Raw genomic sequence first — 23817 nt, 5'->3', positions numbered from 1 at the left:
CCTGCTGGCGGGGCCTACGGCGTTATTGCTGGTGTGGGACCAGAACCACCTGCGCCGGCAACGCACGCTGGATCTCATGCTTGAGCTTCAGGTTGTACCCGCTGTCCAGCTTGTGCACACGCTTTTCAAGCAGGTGCTTGAGCCACGGTGCATCAGCGCTGCGGGGCACCTGGAACACCACTTCGCATCGGTAGTTGACGACGTCCTGGGCGATATCGTCCAGCTGATGACGCATTGCGCCAATATCCGTGGTTTTCAACGCAACAACCGTGCTGGGCGCTGTCGGGTCGATCAGCCGTGCCTTGGGCTTGGCTTCGGCCGCCTGCAGCGCAGCCTCCGCCTTGGCCAGCTCGGCTTTACGCGCTTGCGTCAACGGGTCCCCACCGATCACGGCAGGTGCCTGGGGCATCAGCGCGCGGGCCCTGGCCAGTGCCGTGGCAGCGGCGTTCACGTCACCTTTCTGCAGCACGATCTGGCTGCGTTGCAGATAGGCTTCGGCCAGCTGGCGCTGGTATTGCTCGACACGCGCGTCACCTGGCGCCTGCGCTTGCAGCGCGGCCAACTGGTCTTCGGCGGTGGCCAGCTCATTGCTGGCAATATTTTGTTGCAACTGCTGCCAGGCATCGGCTTGGGCAGGTGCGGTGGCCTGTTCGACTGGCGCATGGGAACAGGCGGCCAGAAACAGGGAAAACGCGGCAACAAGCAGACAACGGGAGGCAAACGGCTTCATTCCTGCGACTCTCTATTTGCGCAAAAAGCGAGCAAGTCTACACCCAGGTGCGCACGCTCGAAAACAGGTCTTACAGACCCTTTACTTCGCCCAAGGTTGCAGAGGCAGCCCCGGCACGCCGGTTTTTCACCGTTTTGGCAGTGCCAGGCTCAGCAAGAATAGCATTGCAGCGCACACCACGATGGAGGGGCCGGCAGGGGTATCCTTGAACCAGGACAGTGCCAGGCCGCCGCAAACCGCGGTGACGCCCAGCAGGCTGGCCCCTAGCGCCATCTGCTCGGGGGAGCGGGCGTGACGCTGCGCCGCAGCTGCCGGAATGATCAGCAGTGAGGTGATCAGCAGCACCCCGACGATCTTCATGGCCACGGCGATGACCACGGCAATCAGCAGCATCAGCGCCATGCGCAGGCCGGCGACGGGCAGGCCTTCGACCATGGCCAGCTCTTCATGCACGGTCACGGCCAGCAACGGCCGCCACAGCACAGCGAGCAGCACCAGCACCAGGGCGCTGCCGCCCAGTATCCAGGCCAGGTCGGTGGGGCTGATGGCCAGCAGGTCGCCGAACAGATAACCCATCAGGTCGATGCGCACGTCATGCATGAAGCTCAGCACCACCAGCCCCAACGACAGCGTGCTGGGTGCGAGAATGCCCAGCAAGGTGTCGGAGGCCAGTGGCTGACGCTGCTGCAAGGTAACCAGCACAATGGCCAGCAGCAGGCAGCCCACGGTCACTGCCAGCGCCGGGCTTACATCCAGGGCAAAGCCCATGGCCACGCCGAGCAGTGCTGCATGCGACAGAGTGTCCCCGAAATAGGCCATGCGCCGCCAGACCACGAACGAGCCCAGCGGCCCGGCCACCAGTGCCAGGGACAAGCCGGCAAGCAGGGCGTAGAGAAGAAAATCAGCCATGCTTGCAGTGCGCTCCATGAACAGGGTTGCCAGGGGCGACCACGGAGCCGTGCAGGTCATGGCTGTGGTCGTGATGGTGGTGGTAGATGGCAAGGCTTGGCGCGGTCTGGCCGAACAGTTCGACGAACGCCGGGTCGCCGCTGACCTGTTCCGGGTGGCCCGAACAGCAGACATGGCGGTTCAGGCACACCACCTGGTCGGTGGCGCTCATCACCAGGTGCAGGTCGTGGGACACCATCAGCACGCCGCAGCCCAGGCGATCGCGCAGCCGGGTGATGAGGTTGTACAACTCGGTCTGGCCGACCACGTCTACGCCTTGTACCGGCTCGTCCAGCACCAGCAGCTGTGGCTCGCGCAGCAGGGCACGGGCCAGCAGCACGCGCTGCATCTCGCCACCGGACACGGTCTGGATCGGGCTGTCGATCACGTGCTGGGCACCCACTTCGTGCAACGCTGCCAAGGCGGCTGCCCGGTCAACACCCGGCACCAGGCGCAGAAAGCGCAGCACGGAGAGCGGCAGCGTGGCATCCACCTGGATTTTTTGTGGCATGTAGCCGATGCGCAGCTTGGGCCGGCGCCATACTGAACCGCGGTGTGGCTTGAGCAGCCCCAGCACGGCGCGTACCAGGGTGGTCTTGCCTGCGCCATTGGGGCCGATCAGGGTCACGATCTGGCCGGGTGCCACCGACAGGTCGATGCTGTCCAGCACGTTCTCCCCGCCGAAGGTGACGCCGACCTGCTCCAGGCGGATGAGCGCGTCGGTCATGCCGCGCTCCGGCAATTGCTGCACAGGCCCACTACTTCCACGGTCTGGTTCTCGACGGTAAAGCCGACGTGCCTGGCGCTGCCGATGATGGCGTCGCTGATGCTGTCCTGCTCCAGCTCGATGGCCACATGGCAGACGCGGCAGATCAGGAACTGGCTTTGGTGAGCGTGTTCCGGGTGGCTGCAGCCCATGAAGGCGTTGAGTGAGGCGATGCGGTGCACCAGGCCGTTTTCCAGCAGGAAGTCCAGCGCACGGTACACGGTGGGGGGCGCCGCCCGGCGACCGTCCTGTTCGCTGAGCACCGCCAGGATGTCGTAGGCACCCAGCGGTTTATGGCTTTGCCATACCAGCTCCAGCACGCGGCGGCGCAATGCGGTCAGGCGCAGGCCCTGGCGCGCGCACAGCGCGTCGGCTTCGGCCAGGGCGCTGTGTACGCAATGGGAATGATCATGGGGGCGGTTGGCCAGCGGCGTGATGGACATGGGCAGCGACGGTTCTGGACAGAGACGTTATTATGTTACCTGTTTTAGACGATTCGAGTACCTACCGTGTCCCGATTCCTGGCCCTGTTTGTCGCTTTCATCGCATTTTCAGCCCATGCCGACGTGCGTGTGCTGACCAGTATCAAGCCCCTGCAGCAGATTGCCGCAGCCGTTCAGGACGGGGTTGGCAGCCCTGAGGTGCTGTTGCCGCCCGGCGCCTCGCCGCACCATTACGCGCTGCGCCCTTCGGATGTGCGGCGTGTGGGTGATGCCGACCTGCTGTACTGGATCGGCCCGGACATGGAGGGCTTCTTGCCCCGGGTGCTGGGCAGCCGCAGCAAACCCACAGTGGCGGTGCAGTCGCTGGCGAACATGAAGTTGCGCCACTTTGGCGAGGACAGCCACTCCCATGACGAGGCCCAGGACGATCATGACCATGATCACCGCCCAGGCAGCCTGGATGCGCATTTGTGGTTATCGTCGGTCAACGCACGAGTGATTGCCGCGAAGATGGCCGCTGACCTTGCCCAGGTGGACCCTGCCAATGCTGCTCGTTACCAGAGCAACCTGAAGGCCTTTGATGGGCGCCTGGATGCCCTGGATGGCCGGATCAAGGCCCGGGTGGCGGGCGTAGCGGGCAAACCGTACTTTGTTTTCCACGAGGCGTTCGATTACTTCGAGGCGGAGTACGGCCTGAAGCACACAGGCGTGTTCAGCGTGGCTTCGGAGGTACAGCCCGGTGCGCAGCATGTGGCGGCCATGCGCACGCGGTTGCAGGAGGTGGGCAAAACCTGTGTCTTCAGCGAACCGCCCCTGCGCCCACGCCTGGCCGAGACCCTGACCGCAGGGTTGCCGGTGCGCTTGGCCGAGCTGGACGCGCTGGGCGGTACAGACCCGGTAGATGGCAACGGGTATGAGCGCCTGCTGGAGAAGCTGGGCAATGACCTGGCCGGGTGCCTGGAGCAGTTGTAACCGTGCCATAACGCGCCATGCGCCGTAGGGGCGCAGGCGCGCGCGACCGCGTGTTTACAGCGCGAACGGCAAGTGCAGGCTCACCTGCTGACGCTGCGCCAGGCGCACCTCGAACTCACGCGGGTCATGGATCATCACGTCCATGCCGGCGAACGATTCAGCGGCAATCAGCCGCGACAACCAGAACCGCACGCAGCCTACCCGCAGCATCTCTGGCCACAGCTCGGCCTCGGCTGCCGTAAACGGTCGCAGTGCAGCGTAGGCCGCCAGCAGTGCCTGAGCGCGCGGTGCATCGACGCCGCCCTGCTCGTTCAGGCACCAGTCGTTCACCGTAATGGCCAGGTCGTAAAGCATCGGCCCTGAGCAGGCATTGTAGAAATCGATCACACCCGTCAGGTGGGTGCCCTCGAACATCACGTTGTCGCGGAACAGGTCGGCGTGCAGGTTGGCCCGGGGCAACGCCAGGATCTGTGCCTTGTGCAAGGCCATCTCGGCCAGTGCCGGCCTCAGCAGCGCAGCCTGCTCCGCGGTGAGGCGCGGTAGCAGCTCGGCCCCGGCGGCCTGCATCCAGTCCAGCCCGCGGTCGGTGCGGCGTTCGATGATGCGCTCGCGGGTAGCCAGGTGAATGTGTGCCAGCAATTCACCGACCTGGGCGCAGTGTTGGGCGTTGGGCGCCTTGATGTGCTTGCCCGACAACCTTGGCTGCAGCAGTGCCGGCTTGCCGCACAGCTCACGCAGGCCGTTGCCTTCACGGTCACGCACGGCATAGGGCACGGGCATGTCCGCGGCGTGCAGGGTGTCGAGCAACTCGATGAAGAACGGCATGTCTTCGCTGGGCCCACGCTCGATCAGCGTCAGCACGAACTCCCCCTGTTCGAGGCTGACGAAGAAGTTGCTGTTTTCGGTACCGGCGGCGATGCCCTGGAAGTCGAGCAGGCGGCCCAGCTGGTAGGGCGCCAGAAAGGTTTCCAGCTCAGGCCGGGTCACGGGGGTGAAGACTGACATGATGAAAGATTGCCCATGAAGGCACTTCCGCCGGGAAGTGCCGGGTTGATGTGAACGGTGCGCGTCAGATTACCACTCGAAGATCTTCCAGCCCGGAATCAGCATGTCCGGTTGGTCGGAACGAATGAAATTGCCATCGGAGCCATCGGCGCGTACCAGAAAGTAAGGCTTGCCATGTTTCGGTGTGATCTTGATCGCATACAGGAAACCGTTCTGGCGATATTCCTGGATGGTCTTGTCGCCTTCCGTGCGAATGGTCACCTCGGGATCGGCCGAGGGCGCGTCGTCCGCCGCCAGGGCTACGACAGGCGTGGTTGCCAACAGGCCGAGCAGTAACAGGCGATTGAGTGTACGCATGATAACCTAGTCCCTTTGTCGTCAATGATTCTGGCTATTCTAGCGCCGGACCCGTCGAAAAGGTTGATTCTGCACATGAGCCAAGCGCCCCTCGTCCTGGTGGACGGTTCCTCCTACCTGTACCGTGCCTTCCATGCGCTGCCGCCCCTGACCACGTCCAAGGGCATGCCGACTGGCGCGGTGAAGGGTGTGCTGAACATGCTCAAGAGCCTGCGCAGGCAGTACCCCGAAAGCCTCTTCGCCGTGGTGTTCGACGCCAAGGGCGGCACCTTCCGCGACACCTTGTATGCCGATTACAAGGCCAACCGCCCGAGCATGCCTGACGACCTGCGGGTGCAGATCGAGCCCTTGCACGCCAGCGTCAAGGCGTTGGGCTACCCCCTGTTGTGCGTCGAGGGGGTGGAGGCTGACGACGTGATCGGTACCCTGGCCCGCAGCAGTGCCGCGCTTGGTCGGCCGGTCATCATCTCCACGGGCGACAAGGACATGGCGCAGCTGGTGGACGGGCACATTACCCTGGTCAACACCATGACCGGTAGTGTGCTGGACGTGGCTGGCGTGCATGAGAAGTTTGGCGTCGGGCCGGAGCACATCATCGACTTCCTGGCCCTGATGGGCGACAAGGTCGACAACATTCCAGGCGTACCGGGCGTAGGTGAAAAGACCGCCGCCGGCCTGCTGACCGGTATCGGTGGCGGGCTCAGCGAGTTGTACGCCAACCTGGACAAGGTACCCACCCTGGCCATCCGTGGCGCCAAGAGCCTGCCCGCCAAGCTTGAGGAACACCGCGACGCGGCGTTCCTGTCGTATGAACTGGCCACCATCAAGATCGACGTGCCGCTGGACATCGAAGTGGACGCCCTGGTGTGCGGCGAGCCGGACCGCGAGGCGCTGCTGGCGCTGTACACCGAGATGGAATTCAAGAGCTGGGTGGCCGATGTGCAGCGCGACGCCGCCCGCGCAGGTGATGAAGTGGCCCCGGTGCAAGCGCCGGCGGCGGTCGTCGAGGCAAAGTACGAAACCATCCTCGATCAGGCCCGCTTCGATGCCTGGCTGGAAAAACTGCGCAACGCGCCACTGATCGCGTTCGACACCGAAACCACCAGCGTGGATGCCCAGCGGGCGCAGCTGGTGGGCATCTCGTTTGCCGTGGAACCCCACGAAGCCGCTTATGTGCCCTTGATGCACGACTACGAGGGGGCGCCCGCCCAGCTGGATCGCGAGGCCGTGCTGCTGGCACTGAAACCCCTCCTGGAAGACCCAGCCAAGGCCAAGGTAGGGCAGAACGCCAAATACGATATCAACATCCTCGCCAACGGCTCGCCCGCCATCCACATGCAGGGTGTTGCCTACGACACCATGCTTGAGTCGTACGTGTTCAATTCCACCGCTACCCGGCACGACATGGACAGCCTGGCGCAGAAGTACCTGGGCCACACCACCATTGCCTTCGAGGACATCGCCGGCAAGGGCGCCAAGCAGCTCACCTTCAACCAGATCCACCTGGACAAGGCGGGCCCCTATGCGGCCGAGGATGCCGATATCACCCTGCGCCTGCACCAGGCGTTGCAGGCACGGCTGGCGCAAACCCCCGGTGTACAACCGGTGCTGATGGACATCGAAATGCCGCTGGTACCGGTGCTGGCCAAGATCGAGCGCCAAGGCGCCCTGGTGGACGCGGCCTTGTTGCAGGTACAAAGCGGTGAGCTGGGCGTGAAGATGGCCGAGCTGGAGCAACGCGCCTTCGAGCTGGCCGGTGAGCAGTTCAACCTCGGCTCGCCCAAACAGCTGGGGGCGATTCTGTACGACAAGCTGGGCATGCCGGTATTGAGCAAAACCGCCAAGGGCCAGCCGTCCACCGCCGAGGCGGTGCTCGACGACCTGGCGATGCAAGGCTACCCCTTGCCTGAGGTGCTGATGCAGTACCGCAGCCTGAGCAAGCTCAAGAGCACCTACACCGACAAGCTGCCGGGGCAGATCAACCCGCGCACCGGGCGCATTCACACCTCCTACCAGCAGGCAGTGGCGGCCACCGGCCGGTTGTCGTCCAGCGACCCGAACCTGCAGAACATCCCCATTCGTACTGCCGAGGGGCGGCGCATCCGCCAGGCATTCATCGCCAGCCCCGGCTACAAGCTGCTGGCTGCCGACTATTCGCAGATCGAGCTGCGCATCATGGCCCACCTGGCCAAGGATGAGGGCTTGCTGCATGCCTTCCAGAATGACCTGGACGTGCACCGGGCCACGGCGGCAGAGGTGTTTGGCGTGGCGCTCGAACAGGTGACCAACGACCAGCGCCGCAGCGCCAAGGCGATCAACTTCGGCCTGATCTACGGCATGAGCGCGTTTGGCCTGGCCAAGCAGATCGGCGTGGACCGCAAGCAGTCCCAGGACTACATCGACCGCTATTTCACCCGCTACCCTGGCGTGCTGGCCTACATGGAGCGCACCCGCGCCCAGGCGGCGGAGCAGGGCTTCGTCGAAACCCTGTTCGGCCGCCGGCTGTACCTGCCCGACATCAACGCCAAAAACCCTGCGCTGCGCAAAGGCGCCGAACGGACGGCGATCAACGCCCCCATGCAGGGCACTGCCGCAGACATCATCAAGCGGGCGATGGTCAATGTGGACAGCTGGTTGAGCGAGAGTGGGCTGGACGCCCGGGTGATCCTGCAGGTCCACGACGAACTGGTGCTGGAGGTGCGCGAGGATCTGGTTGAACAGGTCAAAGATGAAATTCGCCTGCACATGAGCAACGCCGCGAAACTCGACGTACCCCTTCTGGTTGAAGCGGGCGTGGGTGCAAACTGGGACGAAGCGCATTGATCGAGCGGTTAAAACTCACGAGTCTCTGCGACTTATCGCCGCATGACTGGATGCCGGCCACCTCGGTGGCCGATGGCGTTTCATGAAACAGCGCACAAATTGGAGCAGCGGTCAGGAACTTAAAGGGTGAATTGCGACTCAGAGGTCCTGAATGGCTGGTGAAGCCTTTCGATGCTCCTATGTTGTGTTAAGTGTTGGCAGATATCTGGACCCCGCCCTAGCGGTCCGGACTTGGACCCCGAACTTCCCCCTCCCCATACGAAGTCCGGGGTTTTTTTTGCCTGCGATTTGGCAAAGCGTTACACCGCAGGCTTGTCTTCCAGCTCCATCCAGCCGGCCAGCACGCGGTAGGCGTCTTCTACGCCCAGGCGCTTGGGCGCCGAGAACAGCTGGATGGTCACGCCATCGCCCCAGCCTTTTCTGATTTCCGACTGCACTTTCAGCAGGGTGTTCTTGCCCGCGCCGTGGGTCAGCTTGTCGGCCTTGGTCAGCAGGATGTGCATGGGCATCCTGCTGGCCTTGGACCAGTCGAGCATCATCTTGTCGAAGTCGGTCATGGGGTGGCGCACGTCCATCATCAGGATGATGCCGCGCAGGCACTCGCGGCTGCCCAAATAGGCCTCCAGGTGCTTTTGCCAGTGCTGCTTGAGCGGGATCGGCACCTTGGCATAGCCATAGCCCGGCAAGTCGACCAAACGCCGTTCATCGTCCAGACTGAAAAAGTTCAGCAACTGAGTGCGGCCCGGGGTTTTCGAGGTGCGTGCCAGGCTGGCGTGGGTCAGGGTGTTGAGGGCGCTGGATTTGCCGGCATTGGACCGGCCGGCGAAAGCCACCTCGTAACCCTGGTCGTCGGGGCATTGTTCGACCTTGGCGGCGCTAAGGGCGAATTGGGCTTTCTGGCACAGGCCGAGGATGGGGTTCTTGACTTGCATGGGATATCCGATGTGGGTGTTGCCGGGCTCGATTGGCCTGAGCCTGGCAAGCGGTGTCGTTTCCGTTTGGACGGCGGAAGTATATAATGCCCCAGTTTTTGTGTGCTCATTCTCCCAACGTAGGGGAACGGGCATGGGGTGTCGATCAATAGCTCGCGCAACAGAACGCAGCGCGGCCCCCAACCCTGAAGGTCGTTCCGCATGGCGAAATGGCTGCTTGCTGTCGGTATGTTTCTGCCGGTTTTCAGCGCACAGGCTACACAGGATCCCGAGGTGTTGTACAACCGCACGTGTGCGGCCTGTCACGCCGGGCAGTTGCCACAGGCGCCCAGGCAGGGCGACCGGGTAGCGTGGGAGCCAAGGCTGGCGCAGGGCATCGAGGTACTGGTAAGGCACGTGACCCAGGGTTTCAAGGCTATGCCGCCGCGTGGATTGTGCATGGACTGCAGTGCCGAGGACTACCGTTTGGTCATCCTTTGGATGAGTGGCAGTCCCGATACATAACATTTCACCCTTAGCCGTGTTGGATTAGCTGATGAACAAACTAGTCGTGAGTCTGCTGTTGACCCTGGGTGTCGCAGGTGCGGCCACTGCTGCACAACCTGTCATGGGCGATGCTGCCGCGGGCCAGGCCAAGACCGCCGTCTGTGGCGCCTGCCACAACCCCGACGGCAATAGCCTGGCACCGAACTTCCCGAAACTGGCTGGCCAAGGCCAGCGCTACCTCGAAAAACAACTGCACGATATCAAGTCCGGCAAGCGTACCGTGCTGGAGATGACCGGCATGCTGGCCGCTTTCAGCGACCAGGACCTGGCTGATATCGCCGCGTACTTCGCCAGCCAGAAAGGCAGCGTGGGGGCTGCTGACCCGGCGCTGGTCGAACGTGGCCGCGCACTGTTCAATGGCGGTGACCTCGACAAAGGCATGCCTGCCTGCACCGGCTGCCACTCCCCCAACGGCGCCGGTATTGCGCTTGCCGGCTTCCCGCACCTGAGCGGCCAGCACGCGCAGTACGTGAGCAAGCAGCTCACCGACTTCCGCGAAGGCAACCGCACCAACGACGGCGATGCCATGACCATGCGCACCATCGCCGGCAAGCTGAGCAACCATGACATCGAAGCCCTGGCCAGCTATATCCAGGGCCTGCATTAACATTCGGTTAATGTTGCCAGCCAATGATGAAAGGGCGGTGCGGCCGCCCTTTTTTTCGCCCGCAGCCGTTACACTACAGAACTTGAGCCCTTCCCGGCCTGTCTCATTGCAGGTCGCGTCGCGGCGACCCATGACTGCTCAGGAGTAAAGCATGCGTAAACTGATTCTCAGCGCTGCGCTGGTCGCTGCCAGCGTATTCGGTATGACTGCCGTCCAGGCCGCAGAGCCTGTTGCCGGCAAGGAATATTTGGTGCTGAGCAACCCTGTTCCGGTTTCCGTCCCTGGCAAGATCGAAGTGGTCGAGCTGTTCTGGTATGGCTGCCCGCACTGCTATAGCTTCGAGCCGGTGATCAACCCTTGGGTGGAAAAATTGCCCAAGGATGTCAACTTCAAGCGTATCCCCGCCATGTTCGGCGGCCCGTGGGATGCCCACGGCCAGATGTTCCTCACCCTCGAAGCCATGGGGGTCGAGCATAAAGTGCATGCTGCCGTCTTCGATGCTATCCAGAACCAGCGCAAGCGCCTGACCGATCCACAGGACATGGCGGACTTCCTGGCGACCCAAGGCGTGGACAAAGCCAAGTTCCTGGCCACCTATAACTCGTTCGCCATCAAAGGCCAGGTCAACCAGGCCAAAGAGCTGGCGAAGAAGTACGAAATCACTGGCGTACCGAGCATGATCGTCAACGGCAAGTATCGCTTCGACCTGGGTACCGCCGGCGGCGCCGAGGCCGTACTGAACGTTGCCGACCAGCTGATCGACAAGGAGCGCGCCGCCAAGTAGGCGGCGCTACCATGCCCCGCTTCCGGTCAACGCGTGGCATTGGCCTGCACCAGCCGCAGGTCAACGAGCATCACCTGCAGGCCCCTGGCCTGCCCGAGGATGGTCGCCTGCGGCTGCTCAGCTTCAACATTCAGGTGGGCATCAGCACCGAACGCTACCGGCACTACCTGACCCGCAGTTGGCAACATTTGCTGCCCCATACCGGGCGGGCCGGTAACCTGCAGAAGATTGGCCAACTGCTCAGCGACTTCGACCTGGTGGCCTTGCAGGAAGCCGACGGCGGCAGCATGCGTTCGGGCTACATCAACCAGGTCGAGCACCTGGCGCAGTTGGGCGCTTTCCCCTACTGGTACCAGCAACTCAATCGCAACCTTGGCCGCTTTGCCCAACACAGCAATGGCGTGCTAAGCCGCCTGAAACCGCACCAGCTCGAAGACCATCCGCTGCCCGGCCCCGCCGGGCGGGGAGCCATTCTGGTGCGCTTCGGCGAGGGTGAGGATGCGCTGATCGTGGTCATGATGCACCTGGCGTTGGGTGCCAAGACCCGGGCCCTGCAGCTTGCCTATATCCGCGAGCTGATTGGCGGTTATCGCCACCAGGTGTTGATGGGTGACATGAACACCCATGCCACGGACCTGCTCGAGCATTCGCCGTTGCGCGACCTTGGCCTGATTGCCCCGCAGGTGGAGGCCACGTTCCCCAGCTGGCGCCCCCAGCGTTGCCTGGACCACATTCTGCTCAGCCCCAGCCTGACGCTGGAGCGCGTGGAGGTGCTGGCCCAACCGATCTCCGACCACCTTCCGGTCGCTGTCGAGATCCGATTGCCTGATGCATTGACTGTGGATACGCTGCCGGCCTTGAGCTGAATCAACTGAAGCTGTGCATGCCCTAAAGTGCCGGGGGTGTGCGCCGACAGTGTGTATCAGACAGCCCCAGTTGTATCACCCGTGCGGACACAGGCATGACCGAAGAAGCCGAGCGCTGGAAAGAAAAATACCTCAAGAGCATCGAGCAGCAGGAGAAGCTCGAGCGGCGTTGGGAGGCACGCCTCGACTTGCTGCGCCGTGGCCTGGTGCGCAGTACCCTGGCCGCTGAAGGCAGCGACAAGATCGTGGACCAGTGCATGAAGGAAATGCGCGAGGTGATCCGTGGTGACAACATGGACGCCGGGCTTGCGGGGCTTATTCCGCGGCTGGAGAAGGCGGTACTGGACTCTGAGCAGCGCCGCGAAACACGCATGAACCAAGTGGGTGATGCACTGACCTCGCTGGTAGGGCAACTGCAAGGCCTGCCCCTTTCCAGCGATGTGTCCCGGCCGTTGAAAAAGCTGGCTAAACGCCTGGAGGCAGGGGTGAGCCAATCGCGTGACCTGCCGCCGCTGTTAGGCGAGTTGAGCGGCTTGCAGGAGCGTGCGCTTTCAGCGTTGGGCAAGTCGGCTGGTGAGCCGCGTGGGGGGTTCCTGCAGCGCCTGTTCAAGGGCCGTGATGACGAGGTGCCTGTGGCCCCGGTGCCTGAGGCTGATCCAGCCCCAGCCCCAGCCCCCGCACCGGAAGCGCCAGCGTCACCAGCGCCGCTCATCGAGCCGCCATCGGCGCTTGCCCAGGCCCCGGCGCCGCACAGCATCGATGCATTCGATGCACCGCATGCCCCTGAGGTCGATACTGCTGCCCAGCCCGCAGTCCAACCTGCCAACGACCCGTTGCCAGAAGCTCCCGTAGCCGCCACCCCACCGCCAACCGCCCCAAAGCCCGAGCCCCACCCGGTGGAAACCGGAGAGGCCGCCGATGAGGCCTACGCCCTGCCCTACGCGGTAGAACCGCCCTACAGCCAGGTGGCCGCGCACATCGAGCAGACCCTGATCGGCCTGCTGGATGACCTCAGCCTGCCGGAGCGGCACAAGGCTCAGGCGCAGGCCATGCGTGACCGGGTAGCGCGCGGGCTCAATTGGTACGAGCTGATACCGGTGCTCGATGACCTTGCTGTTCTGTTGCTGGCCATCACCGACAGCGGCCAGCACGAGTTCGAAACCTACCTGCAACTGCTCAACGAGCGCCTTGAAGGTTTCCACGACTATTTGCACCAAGCCAGCGCCGGCCATGCCGACAACAGCAGCGCAGCGCGGGAGCTGGATACCCAGTTGCGTGAGCATGTGGGCGGCCTGCAGAGCGATGTTCAGTGCGCCGCCGATGTGGTGAGCCTCAAGCAGGCGCTGGACGGCCGGCTCGAAAGCCTGCTGGTCACCATGGACCAGCACAAGCATGAACGCGACCGCCGCGAGCAGGAGCTGGCGGGCCGCCTGCACGGGTTGTCCGAGCGGGTGGCCAGCATGGAGCAGGAAGCCCTTGGCTATCGCGAGCACCTGGAAGAACAGCGCCAGAAGGCCCTGCTGGACCCGCTCACCGGCCTGCCCAACCGCGCCGCATGGAGCGAGCAGCTCGATGCCGAAGTGCAGGCGTGGCAGGCGCACGGTGGTCACCTGGCCATGGCCATTCTCGACCTGGATCATTTCAAGCGGATCAACGACAGCTATGGGCACCTGGCCGGTGACAAGGTGTTGAAGATCGTTGCCGATCAATTGCGCAAGCGCTTGCGCGGCCGGCATTTCATTGCCCGCTTCGGCGGCGAGGAGTTTGTCCTGCTGCTGCCGCAGACCACACCCGCGCAGGCACTGGAGGTCACCGAGGCCATGCGCGCGGCCGTGCAGGCCTGCCCGTTCCATTTCAAGGGGGAGCGGGTGGTCATTACCACCTCCATCGGCCTGAGTGCGTTCCGGGCCGGCGAGCACGGCGACCAAGTGCTCAAGCGTGCCGATGCAGCGCTCTACCGGGCCAAGGAACAGGGGCGAAACCGCATCGAGCAAGGCTGATCAGCGGCCCCTCGGGCCGCGAGCGCGCGGTCTCGGAGCACGTTATACTGTAGCGCTCATTTGCTGAGGCCATCGATGTGCTTTCCACGCTGAAAACAACGCTGATCACTTTGCTGCTGTTCACCCTGGCCGGATGCTCGACGGGCCTGCGTATCGACCGCAGCCACCCCTCAGCCAACCAGGACAACCGTATCCAGTTCGTGGTGCTGCATTACACCAATGCATCGCTGGAGCGCTCATTGGCGTTGCTCACCCATGGCGAGGTCAGCAGCCACTACCTGATCGGCGACGGGCCAGGTACGGTTTATCAACTGGTAGACGAAAACCGCCGCGCCTGGCACGCAGGCGACAGCCAGTGGCAGGGCCGTACCTGGCTGAACTCATCCTCGATCGGGATCGAAATCGTCAACCCGGGCTTCACCGACACGCCCACAGGCCGGGTGTGGCACCCTTACAGCGAAGCGCAGATCCAGTCACTGATCGCGCTGTTGAAGGACATCGTCAAGCGCAACAACATCGAGCCAAGGCACATCATCGGCCATAGCGACATCGCCCCGTTGCGTAAGCTCGACCCAGGCCCGATGTTCCCGTGGAAGCGCCTGGCCGACGAGGGACTGGGCATTTGGCCCGATGCAAACGCGGTGGCACGCCAGCAAGGCTATTTCGACGTCAACCCGCCTGGTGTCGGCTGGTACCAGCAGGAACTGGCGCGCTTTGGTTACGCCATCGAGCAGACCGGCGTGTTGGATGTGGCCACCCGGCATGTGCTTGCGGCCTTCCAGATGCGGTTCCGGCCGCAGCGCTTCGACGGCCTGCCGGACGCCCAGACGGCGGCGATATTGCAGGTGTTGAACCCTACCCGCTAAGGCCCCCTGCCCAGGCGGCCAGGCCGTGCTCGGGCGAAGCGCCAAACGGCGAAGGTAAATCCTCATCCAGTTGCTATACCTTGGTAATCAACTGGATGCCTTCGATGCCGGACACCACCGCTACGCTGCGCCAAATTTTCAACCATCCCTGGATGCTGGCCACATTGGCAGCGTTGGCCAGTGCTGCCCTGCTGCTTACCGCCAGCATCGGTGTTGCCTTGCAACAGATGAAGCAGAGCGAAACCGAGCAGATGAACGCCCAGGGCGAGCGCTTTCTCGAACGCCTGGAGCAAGTGTTCGGCCAGTTGCGTGAAGGCGTCGACCTGCTGCAGGCGCAACCCGTGCGCGGCTGCAGCCCGGCCATGCTGGCTGCCCTGCAACGGGTGGGCCTGAGTTCACGGTTCATCTACGAAGCGGCTTATGTGGACGGCAATGCGGCCTGCTCCAACCGGGGAGACGAGCGTGCATTCGTACCGCTGCGTGCGCCGGACATCAAGGGCCCGGTCTACAGCTACTGGCTTAATACAACCACCGAGCCTGACGAAAACCTGGCGGCGTTGATGCTGGGCCGTGGCAGGTTTCTGGTGTCCACCTCGCGGGGGCACCTGACCGATGTGGTGGACTTGCCCCCGGGGGGCAGCCTGCTGGTGGTGCTGGACAACGGTGCGCGGGCGATACCCGTGCTTGGCCCGGCCCAGGTATGGCCGCCGCCGTCGGTGTGGTCCAGCAGCCACAAGACGCTGCTGGAGTTCAGCGATCGCCTGATCTATCGCATGCCGACCAAGTCGCCCGATTATCAGCTTGTACTGATCGCCCCGCGCGCCAGCCTGCCGCTGAGAATGAACGGCACCTTGTGGTTGCTGTTCCCGGGCAGTGTGCTGGGGGCCTGTTGCATTGGCTGGCTGGTGCTGCAGCTGATACAGCAACGCCGGTCGATGAGTTCGGAGCTGCAACATGCCCTGCGCCGTGGCCAGTTGCAGGTGCTGTACCAGCCCATCTTTCAGCTCGACACCCGGCGCTGTGTGGGGGCCGAGGCGTTGGTGCGCTGGCGCCGGCCTGATGGCACCCTTACCAGCCCTGACCTGTTCATACCGCTGGCCGAAAATACCGGCCAGATCCGCCAGATCACCGATTTCGTCTTGCAGCGCGTGCTGGAGCAGCTGGGCGCGCTGCTGAGGTCGCACCCAAAGTTGTACATCTCGGTAAACCTGGCGGCGTGTGACGTCATGGTGCCGCGTATCGGCGAGGTGGCGGCGCGGCTGCTGGCGTTGCACCGGGTTAATGCGAGCCAGATCGCCTTCGAGGTCACCGAGCGCGGCCTGATCGATGTGGTAGTGGCACGCGACAACTTGCAGACGCTGCGTGCGGAGGGGCACCAGGTGCTGATCGACGACTTCGGCACTGGCTACTGCAGCCTGGCGTACCTGCAAACCCTGCCGGTTGATTGCCTGAAGATCGACAAGGCATTCATTGGTGCCCTCGGGCACGATGCCGCCAGCAGTGGGGTTGCGCCGCACATTATCCGCATGGCCCATGACCTTCACCTGCGAGTGATCGCCGAAGGGATCGAACGCGAGGACCAGGCCCTGCTGCTGCTCAGTGAAGGGGTGAACTACGGCCAAGGCTGGTTGTTCGCCAAGGCCCTCACTGCCCGGCAGTTCGCCGAGCTGGTAACGCGGGGGAAGCTGCCGCCTGGGCGGCAGCGTTAGCCCTGTGCATCACACCGGCAAGGCCATATAGAACTGCGTGCCCTGCCCTGGCCGGGAAAACACGCCCATGCGCCCCCCGTGCAATTGCACGATCTCCTTGCACAGCGCCAGGCCCAGGCCGGCGCCGCCTTTCTTGCGCCCCACCTGCACGAAGGGTTCGAAGATGCGGCCCTGCTGCCCGTAGGCGATGCCTTCGCCATTATCCTCGACACTGACGATAACCCGCTCGGCATGCCGGCGGGCGTGCAGGCGGATACGCCCGCCCTGCGGGGTATGGCGGATGGCGTTGTGCAGCAAGTTGTCCAGCACCCGGTCGAGTTGGGCGAGGTCGGCCTGTATACGCGGCAGCGGGGGCTCCAGGGCCAGCACCAGTTCGATGTCTTTCTGCCCCGCCTGTTCGGCGAAGCGCACCTGGGCACGCTCCAGCAGTTCGTCGACGGCGCAGGGCGCAAGCTCCAGCTTTTGCAAGCCGCTCTGGTAGCGGCTGAAGTTGAGCAGGTCGTTGATCAGCTGGGTCAGGCGCTGCATTTCTTCGCCGATGGTGTCCAGCAGGTCGTTCTCGCGGGCTTCGGGAGCAAACGACACCCGCTCGCGCAGTAGGCCGAAGGCCATGTGCATGCCGGTGACCGGGGTGCGTAGCTCATGGGAGGCGCGCAGCACGAACTCGCTGCGAACCCGCTCGAAGGCGCGCTGCTCGGTAACATCGTGCAGCACCATCACCGCGCCCAGAATAGGCCCTTGCGGGTGGCTGACGGGGGTGAGGCTGTAGGTGAGCAGGCGTGCCTCCTCGTCCACCTCCATGTTCAGGTCGTCGGGTGGCCGGTCCAGGCTGCCGCCGCGCAGTACTTGGCGCAACTGTTGCTCCAGCTCCGGGCGTTGCAGGGCTTCGGCCAGGCTGCTGCCGACCCGGCTGTCGGTCCAGCCCAGCTGGCGCTGGGCGACGGGGTTGAGGTGTTCCAGCAGGCCTTGCCGGTCGATGATCAGCAGCCCGTCGTCGATGCTGTCGAGCACGGCCTGCAGGCGTTGCTGGCCTGCCAGCAACTCGTCCACATTGGTCGCCTGGTGTTTGCGCAGGGCATCGGCCATCAGCCCGAACCGGCGGGTGAGCTGGTTGAGCTCGCTGGCCTGGGTTACCGGCAGCGTGACATCGAAGTTGCCTTTGCCCAGCTGGTCTGCTGCCTTGGCCAGAGCCTCGATGGGCTGGCCAAAGCGCCGGGCAATGTTGTGCGCGGTGATGAAGCCCAGCACCAGCACCACCAGGCCCATCAGGCCGAGGGTGCCACTGACCAGGAGCGCCCGGTCACGGGATTGCTCTTCACTGCGGCTGATGTATTGCAAGGCCTGCTTGTGGGCGTCGATGAGGTCGGTGCGGACCTGGTTGAAAGCAGCGCCCAACGGTTGGTCCACGCCCATGCTGCGCGAAGGCGTAGCGCTCTCGCGGTAGGCCTTGAGGAAGTCCTGATAATGCGCGCTGGCTTTGATGAAGCCTTCGCGCTCGCTGCCCTGGGCTACCCCTTGGCCGAGTAGCTGCTGGAAGTCCTCCTGAAGAACCTGAAGGTTCTCAGTGGCAGGCGTTTCATCGAGGATCTGAATCAACTGGTTACCCAGGTTCTGGCGCAGCTTGAGGCCTACCTCCAGCGAGTGGGTGGTGTCGCGCACCAGTTGCTGTTGCACCGAGGCCATCTGCAGCACACTGACCAGCCCCAGCAACAACCCAAGCAACGCCACGGTGACCAGCGCCGATATGCTGAGGAACAGCCGCGTGCGCAGCTTCATGGTTGGCCATTTCACAGGTTGTACTGCTTGCGCTTGCGGTACAGGGTCGATGCATCGATGCCCAGGGTCTTGGCTGCCTGGTCGAGGGTATCGCTGGCCGCCAGCACGGCGCCGATGTGGGCACGCTCAAGCTCGTCCAGGCTCAGGGCGGCCCCTACCCGCGGTGCATTGCCCGCAGGTTGCTCGCCCATGCCCAGGTGGCTGATTTCAACTTTTTCCTGTGGGCAGATGATGCTCGCCCGCTCCACCACATTGCGCAATTCACGGATGTTGCCTGGCCAACGGTAGTTCAGCAGGGCCGCCCGTGCTTCGTCACTGAAGCCGCGGCCTGGGCGCGAATACTCCTTCACGAAGCGGGCCAGGAACCGATCAGCCAGGGTCAGGATGTCTTCGCTGCGCTCGCGCAGCGGCGGCAGGTGCAGGGTGATTACGTTGAGGCGGTACAGCAGGTCTTCTCGGAAACGCCCGTCCCGCACCATTTCTTCAAGGTTGAGGTTGGTGGCGGCGAGGATGCGCACGTCGGCGCGGCGGGTAACCGGGTCACCGACACGTTCGTATTCCTTGTCCTGGATAAAGCGCAACAGCTTGGGTTGCAGGGTCAGCGGGAAGTCGCCGATCTCGTCGAGGAACAGGGTGCCGCCGTCCGCCTGGCTGACCCGGCCCAGGGTGCTTTCGCTGGCACCGGTGAACGCACCGCGGGTATGGCCGAACAACTCGCTCTCCATCAGCTCGGCGTTCAGCGATGGGCAATTGATGGTGACGCAAGCCTTGCGGGCACGTTTGCTCCAGCCATGGATGGCGCGGGCCAGTTCACCTTTACCGGTACCCGATTCACCGAGGATCAGGATGTTGGCGTCGGTGGTGGCCACCTGCCGGGCAGTTTCGAGTACCACCATCATGGCCGGGCTGTGCGAGTCCAGGCCGTCCTTGGGCTTGCGCACCTCGCCTTCGAGGGCTTCCAGACGTGCCGAGAGTTGTCGCACCTCCAATTGCTTGGCGGTGGCCAGGCGCAGTTGGTCCGGGCTGCAGGGTTTGACCAGGTAGTCGGCAGCGCCGGCCTGGATCGCATCCACTGCCGTGTCGATGGCGGAATGTGCGGTCACGATGACCACGCGCATCCACGGGGCCTGGATGCGCATCTGTGCCAGCACGTCCAGGCCATTGTCTTCACCCAGGCGCAAGTCGAGGAAGCACAGGTCGAACACCTGGCGTTGCAACAGGGTATCTGCCTGGGATGCGCTGTTGGCGGTGGCGACACTGTAGCCCTCGTCCTCCAGGCAATAACGGAACGTGCGCAGGATCGCGGACTCGTCATCCACCAGCAGAATCCGGCCTTGTTTGTCCTGGGCTGATTCCATTACCTGCGCTCCTTAGGGAAATATCTTTGTTTAGTGTGGGAAAAATCGGGCAAGTTGCATGGTCAATTCTGAAGGATTCTGCCCTTTGCATGCTAGCAAATGGCCGAATGATGCCTGAAAGCCGCAATCTGCCGGTGATTTGCTTAGAGGCAGCGCTTGGCACATTGGTTGCGATGAATTACAGATTTTGCCTACAAAAAGGGAGAAAGCCATGCCATTTCCTTTCCGCGCCTTGGCGTTGGGTGTCAGCTTGCTGGCAATTGCGCACCCTGCAGCCGCTGACGCCGTGCACGATGCCCGCCTGCAGGGGGCGTTGCAAACTGCACTGTCGCTTAACCCGGTGCTGAACCCGTACCGCATCAAGGTCGAGGTGGACGGTGCACAGGCGCAGCTGTCGGGTGAGGTGGAAAATGATGTCGAGCGTCGGTTGGCCGAGGACGTCGCCTTGGCCACCTCCGGCATCGACAAGGTGCAGAACCAGTTGCAGGTGAACGCGAGCCTGGTCGAACGCCCGCTTGAGCTGCGTGCCTACGCCCGGCGCGTGGAGGATGCCACCTTGGCAGCTGTGATCAGGGCGCGTTTATCCTGGAGCCGCGTCACCGAAAAAGCGCCTATCGAGGTGAACAGCGATAACGGCGTGGTAACGCTGCGTGGCCGGGTGGACAGCACCGAGGCCAAGGAGCTGGCGGGGGTAGTGGCGCGCACCACCGACGGCGTCTACTTGGTCAACAACCTGGTCAGCCTGGACACTGCAGCCATGGCCAAGGCCAGGAACGCACCGGTAGGCCTGCCCAGCGGGCCGCAACCCAGTGATGGCTGGATCGTCGACAAGATCCAGAGCAGTTACCGCTTCAGCCGCAACCTGGATGGCCTCAACCTCAAGGTTGTAAGCGAGGAAGGGATGGTGCGCTTGTCGGGTGAGGTGGTCAGCCCTGAGCAAAAAACCATCGCCTCTGAGATCGCCCGGCAGATCATCGGCGTGCGTGGCGTGGATGCAGACATGCTCAAGGTCGCGACGAAGGTGGAAGGCTGATCGTGCATTTCGCACGGAGGTAAATCGGGCATCGTGCAGGATACGTCCCAGGGTTGATTGGTTCAATATTTTAAGTTGTTGATTTATAAGGATTTTTTAATGACTTAAAAGCTGGCACGCAGGCTGCAATTACTTGTTCAGGTCTGGACAAAAATTACAGCAGGAGAGCCAGCATGAGCCGCCAACCCGTCAACCACTCGCAAGTCGCTGCACTGCCTCTGCGCCAAATTTTGTCGCTGGGGGTTGCGGTGGTGCTGACTTTGGCAGCCGGCCTCTTCTATTACAGCGTTCAAACAGCCCGCCTTGCGGATCAGGTGGCGGCGCAAACCGCCTTGCTGTCCCAGATCCAGTCGACGCGGGCCAGTAACCTGGTAAAGGCAGCAGAACAGCTGCCTTCGCAAGGCAAAGCCGCTTCACCGGCCACCGTTGAACACGTCGTACCTCAGGATCGTTGGGTGTTCTGACCCACACTGCCGTCAAAAAGAAAGGAGAATCACCATGCTGAGCTGGGCTATCACTTTCCTCATCATCGCTATCGTCGCTGCAGTTCTGGGCTTTGGTGGCATCGCGGGCGCTGCTACAGGGATTGCCAAGATCCTGTTCATCGTCTTCCTGGTTCTGTTCGTCGCTTCCTTCTTCTTCGGACGTGGTCGACGGTAATGGGCAGCCTGTTGCGTAACGTTCTGGCTGGCGCTCTGCTGTTGAGCGCCACTGGCGCGGCGGTGGCGGCCAATGATGGCCAACTGCGTGTAAACCAGTTACTGGGGACCGACGCCAAATACAGGGAAGCTTGGCACGACGCCATCAAGGGTAAAGAGAACCTGCCTGAGTGGGTAATCAACCTGTCGGGCAGTTCGTCTCAGCAAATGTCGGCGTTGACCGAAGATGGCGACAAGTACCTGGTCGGCCCGCTGTGCGAGTCAGACAACAACTGCACGTACAAGCGCCTGATCGTGGCGGTGAGCTGGGACAAGGATGATGCCTACGGCATGTTGGTGGAAGTGCCTGAGGGCCTGCCAAGCGACAAGTCGCCGACCCGTCACGCCAAGTACACCTGGTTCGGCAAGCCGGATGACGGCATGAAGGCGTTGCTGCAGGACCAGCTCAAGCGTGACCCGAACTGGTATTGAGTGTTTGCTGACGGTACGGGTAGAACGCCCTGCACTGTCACGAAATGGAAGCTGAACGGCCCTATAGTGTCAGCCTTCCATGATGCGCCGCTCCGAGGAGGAGCAGCACATGACCATGGGGCCGGGCTGTTCTGGCTGTTGCAGGGTCGGAGCGGCCTAGGGGTACAGGGAGTGCCTCCACTCAGTGGGCCGGGTCAGGAAAAGGCGGAATCGGAAGCGTCAGGCTGGGTGCCATGGAAAGGCTCATGGCAGGCCTGGCTTCCGAGGAGCCCGTCGCGCTGGGCTTGCACGTTTATTGTTTGAAGACACATTTTGTCTCAACCGTACATCAGTTTTTTTTCGCCCTGCCCTTCATTCATTCGGGTGGCATTTTTGCCATTCGGATTGTCGAACAAGCTGAATCTTCCTACCTTCCGCTACTGTCATTTCTGCCTTGATTTGGCGCTATGGCCTTGTTCGGTATCCCGAACGCGGACCATCCAGGCTCATTGCAGCGCTCAATAACGCTGAAATCCTTATGCGTTATCGGTATGGGCTATGCATTTCAGGCATTAGATTTCCCCTTTTGCCATCGCAATAGTTGCCGCCTTTTTCGCCGGCCAGGGCGCCCTCACGCCCGCCTGCGCTGTCCTTACAACACGTTGCCTTGCGGAGGGCGTTACCGCCGGAGTTTGCCGATGGCAGGGTCTGCGGGTTTCCGTGAGGTGGCATGACCACTAGAACAAAGGGTAAAGACATGAAGAAGGCAAAACTGAGCCTCGCCTGGCAGATCGTCATCGGTCTGCTGCTGGGCGTCGCAGTCGGTGCGCTACTGAATCACTTCAGTGCGGAAAAGGCATGGTGGATCAGCAACGTCCTCCAGCCAGCTGGTGACATCTTCATTCGCCTGATCAAGATGATCGTCGTCCCGATCGTGATTTCGTCGTTGATCGTGGGTATCGCCGGGGTTGGCGATGCGAAAAAGCTGGGCAGTATCGGCCTCAAGACCATTCTGTATTTCGAAGTCGTCACCACCATTGCCATCGTGGTGGGCCTGGTGCTGGCCAACCTGTTCCACCCAGGTGCCGGTATCGACATGAGTACCTTGGGGACCGTGGACATTTCCAAGTACCAGGCAACCGCGGCGGAGGTGCAGCATGAGCATGCCTTCATCGAAACGCTGCTCAACCTGATCCCGTCGAATATCTTTGCAGCGCTGATGCGTGGCGAAATGCTGCCGATCATCTTCTTCTCGGTGATGTTCGGCCTGGGCCTCTCCAGCCTGCAGGCAGAGCTGCGCGACCCGTTGGTACGCACCTTCCAGGCCGTTTCGGAAACCATGTTCAAGGTCACTCACATGATCATGAACTACGCCCCGATCGGTGTGTTTGCCCTGATCGCCGTGACCGTGGCCAACTTCGGCTTCAGCTCGCTGCTGCCGCTGGCCAAGCTGGTGCTGCTGGTGTACTTCGCCATCGCCTTCTTCGCCTTCATGGTGCTGGGCCTGGTGGCGCGGCTGTTTGGTTTCTCGGTGACCAAGATCATGCGCATCATGAAAGATGAGCTGATCCTGGCCTACTCCACCTCCAGCTCGGAAACCGTGCTGCCGCGGGTGATCGAGAAGATGGAGAAGTACGGTGCGCCGAAGTCGATCTGCTCGTTCGTGGTGCCAACCGGCTACTCCTTCAACCTCGATGGCTCGACCCTGTACCAGAGCATTGCGGCCATCTTCATCGCCCAGCTGTACGGCATCGACCTGTCGTGGAGCCAGCAGCTGCTGCTGGTGCTGACCCTGATGGTGACCTCCAAGGGTATCGCGGGCGTGCCGGGCGTGTCGTTCGTGGTGCTGCTGGCTACCCTGGGCAGCGTGGGCATCCCGCTGGAAGGCCTGGCCTTCATCGCCGGTGTCGACCGCATCATGGACATGGCCCGTACTGCGCTGAACGTGATCGGCAACGCCCTGGCGGCGCTGGTGATCTCCCGTTGGGAAGGCATGTACGATGCGGCCAAGGGCGAGCAGTACTATGCCTCGCTGGTTGCCGAAAAGCAGCAGGCTGCGGTGGTTGGCGAGCCCGTCAAGCGCTGAGCGTGATGGTTGCTTGAACAGAAGCCCCGACTTGTCGGGGCTTTTTGCTGTCTGTAAGGGCAGTAGGGTGCAGTTGGCCCTGTGGCCGGCAAGCCGGCCCT

At 62.7% G+C, this 23817-nt stretch carries 23 protein-coding genes; 14 read left to right on the top strand and 9 right to left on the bottom strand.

The genetic code is table 11. The features are described 5' to 3' along the window. Window positions 1–22: 22 nt before the first annotated feature. The 4 genes from IAE36_RS12895 to zur form a co-directional block, all read right to left on the bottom strand. Complete coding sequence (locus IAE36_RS12895) at window positions 23–730, bottom strand: PA5502 family lipoprotein (RefSeq protein WP_201212761.1); 708 nt, start codon at window positions 728–730, stop codon at window positions 23–25. Window positions 731–856: 126 nt separating this feature from the next. Beyond that, window positions 857–1639 (bottom strand): zinc ABC transporter permease subunit ZnuB, encoded by a 783-nt coding sequence (gene znuB / locus IAE36_RS12890; RefSeq protein ID WP_028633129.1) that lies wholly within the window; start codon window positions 1637–1639, stop codon window positions 857–859. Further along, on the bottom strand, window positions 1632–2405 hold the full coding sequence (gene znuC / locus IAE36_RS12885; protein WP_028633128.1) for a zinc ABC transporter ATP-binding protein ZnuC: 774 nt from the start codon (window positions 2403–2405) through the stop codon (window positions 1632–1634). Before znuC ends, znuB begins: the two co-directional genes overlap by 8 nt. Then, window positions 2402–2887: a zinc uptake transcriptional repressor Zur gene (gene zur, locus IAE36_RS12880; RefSeq protein ID WP_028633127.1), complete on the bottom strand. Its 486-nt coding sequence runs from the start codon at window positions 2885–2887 to the stop codon at window positions 2402–2404. Before zur ends, znuC begins: the two co-directional genes overlap by 4 nt. 66 nt (window positions 2888–2953) lie before the next feature. Here zur and IAE36_RS12875 point away from each other — a divergent pair, with 66 nt between their 5' ends. Continuing rightward, window positions 2954–3859, top strand: coding sequence for a zinc ABC transporter substrate-binding protein (locus tag IAE36_RS12875; protein WP_201212759.1), 906 nt, complete (start codon window positions 2954–2956; stop codon window positions 3857–3859). Window positions 3860–3913: 54 nt separating this feature from the next. Here the strand turns inward: IAE36_RS12875 and IAE36_RS12870 are convergent, their stop codons facing one another. Together IAE36_RS12870 and IAE36_RS12865 are read right to left on the bottom strand one after the other, a co-directional pair. Then, the gene (locus tag IAE36_RS12870; RefSeq protein WP_201212757.1) at window positions 3914–4864 is read right to left on the bottom strand and encodes a homoserine kinase; all 951 of its coding nucleotides are present in this window, start codon (window positions 4862–4864) and stop codon (window positions 3914–3916) included. 69 nt (window positions 4865–4933) lie between these two features. Then, window positions 4934–5221, bottom strand: coding sequence for a DUF2782 domain-containing protein (locus IAE36_RS12865; RefSeq protein ID WP_028633124.1), 288 nt, complete (start codon window positions 5219–5221; stop codon window positions 4934–4936). 75 nt (window positions 5222–5296) lie between these two features. Between IAE36_RS12865 and polA the strand changes: the two genes are divergently transcribed. After that, window positions 5297–8044 (top strand): DNA polymerase I, encoded by a 2748-nt coding sequence (gene polA / locus IAE36_RS12860; protein WP_201212755.1) that lies wholly within the window; start codon window positions 5297–5299, stop codon window positions 8042–8044. Between the two features lie 299 nt (window positions 8045–8343). On the opposite strand, the gene yihA is transcribed toward polA, so the two are convergent. Beyond that, window positions 8344–8976, bottom strand: coding sequence for a ribosome biogenesis GTP-binding protein YihA/YsxC (gene yihA, locus IAE36_RS12855; RefSeq protein WP_201212753.1), 633 nt, complete (start codon window positions 8974–8976; stop codon window positions 8344–8346). 201 nt (window positions 8977–9177) lie between these two features. Here yihA and IAE36_RS12850 point away from each other — a divergent pair, with 201 nt between their 5' ends. The 7 genes from IAE36_RS12850 (at window position 9178) to IAE36_RS12820 (ending at window position 16354) form a co-directional block, all read left to right on the top strand. Next, window positions 9178–9480 (top strand): c-type cytochrome, encoded by a 303-nt coding sequence (locus IAE36_RS12850; RefSeq protein ID WP_028633121.1) that lies wholly within the window; start codon window positions 9178–9180, stop codon window positions 9478–9480. Between the two features lie 31 nt (window positions 9481–9511). After that, a complete protein-coding gene (locus tag IAE36_RS12845) occupies window positions 9512–10129 on the top strand; it encodes a c-type cytochrome (RefSeq protein ID WP_028633120.1) in 618 nt (205 codons plus the stop codon). A 151-nt stretch (window positions 10130–10280) separates the two neighbouring features. Further along, window positions 10281–10913 (top strand): thiol:disulfide interchange protein DsbA, encoded by a 633-nt coding sequence (gene dsbA / locus IAE36_RS12840; protein WP_201212751.1) that lies wholly within the window; start codon window positions 10281–10283, stop codon window positions 10911–10913. Between the two features lie 11 nt (window positions 10914–10924). Further along, entirely contained in the window at window positions 10925–11779 is an 855-nt protein-coding gene (locus IAE36_RS12835) for an endonuclease/exonuclease/phosphatase family protein (RefSeq protein WP_201163404.1), read from the top strand. 95 nt (window positions 11780–11874) lie between these two features. Continuing rightward, window positions 11875–13779 (top strand): GGDEF domain-containing protein, encoded by a 1905-nt coding sequence (locus IAE36_RS12830; protein ID WP_201212749.1) that lies wholly within the window; start codon window positions 11875–11877, stop codon window positions 13777–13779. 77 nt (window positions 13780–13856) lie between these two features. Next, entirely contained in the window at window positions 13857–14645 is a 789-nt protein-coding gene (locus tag IAE36_RS12825; protein ID WP_201212747.1) for an N-acetylmuramoyl-L-alanine amidase, read from the top strand. Window positions 14646–14749: 104 nt separating this feature from the next. Continuing rightward, a complete protein-coding gene (locus IAE36_RS12820; RefSeq protein WP_442967454.1) occupies window positions 14750–16354 on the top strand; it encodes an EAL domain-containing protein in 1605 nt (534 codons plus the stop codon). 9 nt (window positions 16355–16363) lie between these two features. Here the strand turns inward: IAE36_RS12820 and IAE36_RS12815 are convergent, their stop codons facing one another. Next, the gene (locus IAE36_RS12815) at window positions 16364–18130 is read right to left on the bottom strand and encodes a KinB sensor domain-containing domain (protein WP_201212803.1); all 1767 of its coding nucleotides are present in this window, start codon (window positions 18128–18130) and stop codon (window positions 16364–16366) included. An 11-nt stretch (window positions 18131–18141) separates the two neighbouring features. Further along, window positions 18142–19488 carry a sigma-54-dependent response regulator transcription factor AlgB gene (gene algB, locus IAE36_RS12810; RefSeq protein ID WP_028633113.1) on the bottom strand — a complete coding sequence of 449 codons (1347 nt, stop codon included), beginning with the start codon at window positions 19486–19488 and terminating at the stop codon, window positions 18142–18144. A gap of 211 nt (window positions 19489–19699) precedes the next feature. Between algB and IAE36_RS12805 the strand changes: the two genes are divergently transcribed. The 5 genes from IAE36_RS12805 (at window position 19700) to gltP (ending at window position 23716) form a co-directional block, all read left to right on the top strand. Continuing rightward, window positions 19700–20521 carry a BON domain-containing protein gene (locus IAE36_RS12805; protein WP_201212742.1) on the top strand — a complete coding sequence of 274 codons (822 nt, stop codon included), beginning with the start codon at window positions 19700–19702 and terminating at the stop codon, window positions 20519–20521. 173 nt (window positions 20522–20694) lie between these two features. Further along, entirely contained in the window at window positions 20695–20985 is a 291-nt protein-coding gene (locus tag IAE36_RS12800) for a hypothetical protein (RefSeq protein ID WP_028633111.1), read from the top strand. Window positions 20986–21019: 34 nt separating this feature from the next. After that, window positions 21020–21181 (top strand): DUF1328 domain-containing protein, encoded by a 162-nt coding sequence (locus IAE36_RS12795; RefSeq protein ID WP_023532363.1) that lies wholly within the window; start codon window positions 21020–21022, stop codon window positions 21179–21181. After that, window positions 21181–21651 (top strand): inhibitor of vertebrate lysozyme family protein, encoded by a 471-nt coding sequence (locus IAE36_RS12790; protein WP_201163398.1) that lies wholly within the window; start codon window positions 21181–21183, stop codon window positions 21649–21651. Before IAE36_RS12795 ends, IAE36_RS12790 begins: the two co-directional genes overlap by 1 nt. Before the next feature lie 736 nt (window positions 21652–22387). Then, window positions 22388–23716: a glutamate/aspartate:proton symporter GltP gene (gltP, locus tag IAE36_RS12785; protein ID WP_201212740.1), complete on the top strand. Its 1329-nt coding sequence runs from the start codon at window positions 22388–22390 to the stop codon at window positions 23714–23716. Window positions 23717–23817 lie beyond the last annotated feature (101 nt).

Origin of the sequence: Pseudomonas sp. S36, from assembly GCF_016647875.1 — a bacterium.
GTDB lineage: Bacteria > Pseudomonadota > Gammaproteobacteria > Pseudomonadales > Pseudomonadaceae > Aquipseudomonas > Aquipseudomonas parafulva.
This window is presented reverse-complemented; position numbering and strand designations above follow the sequence as displayed.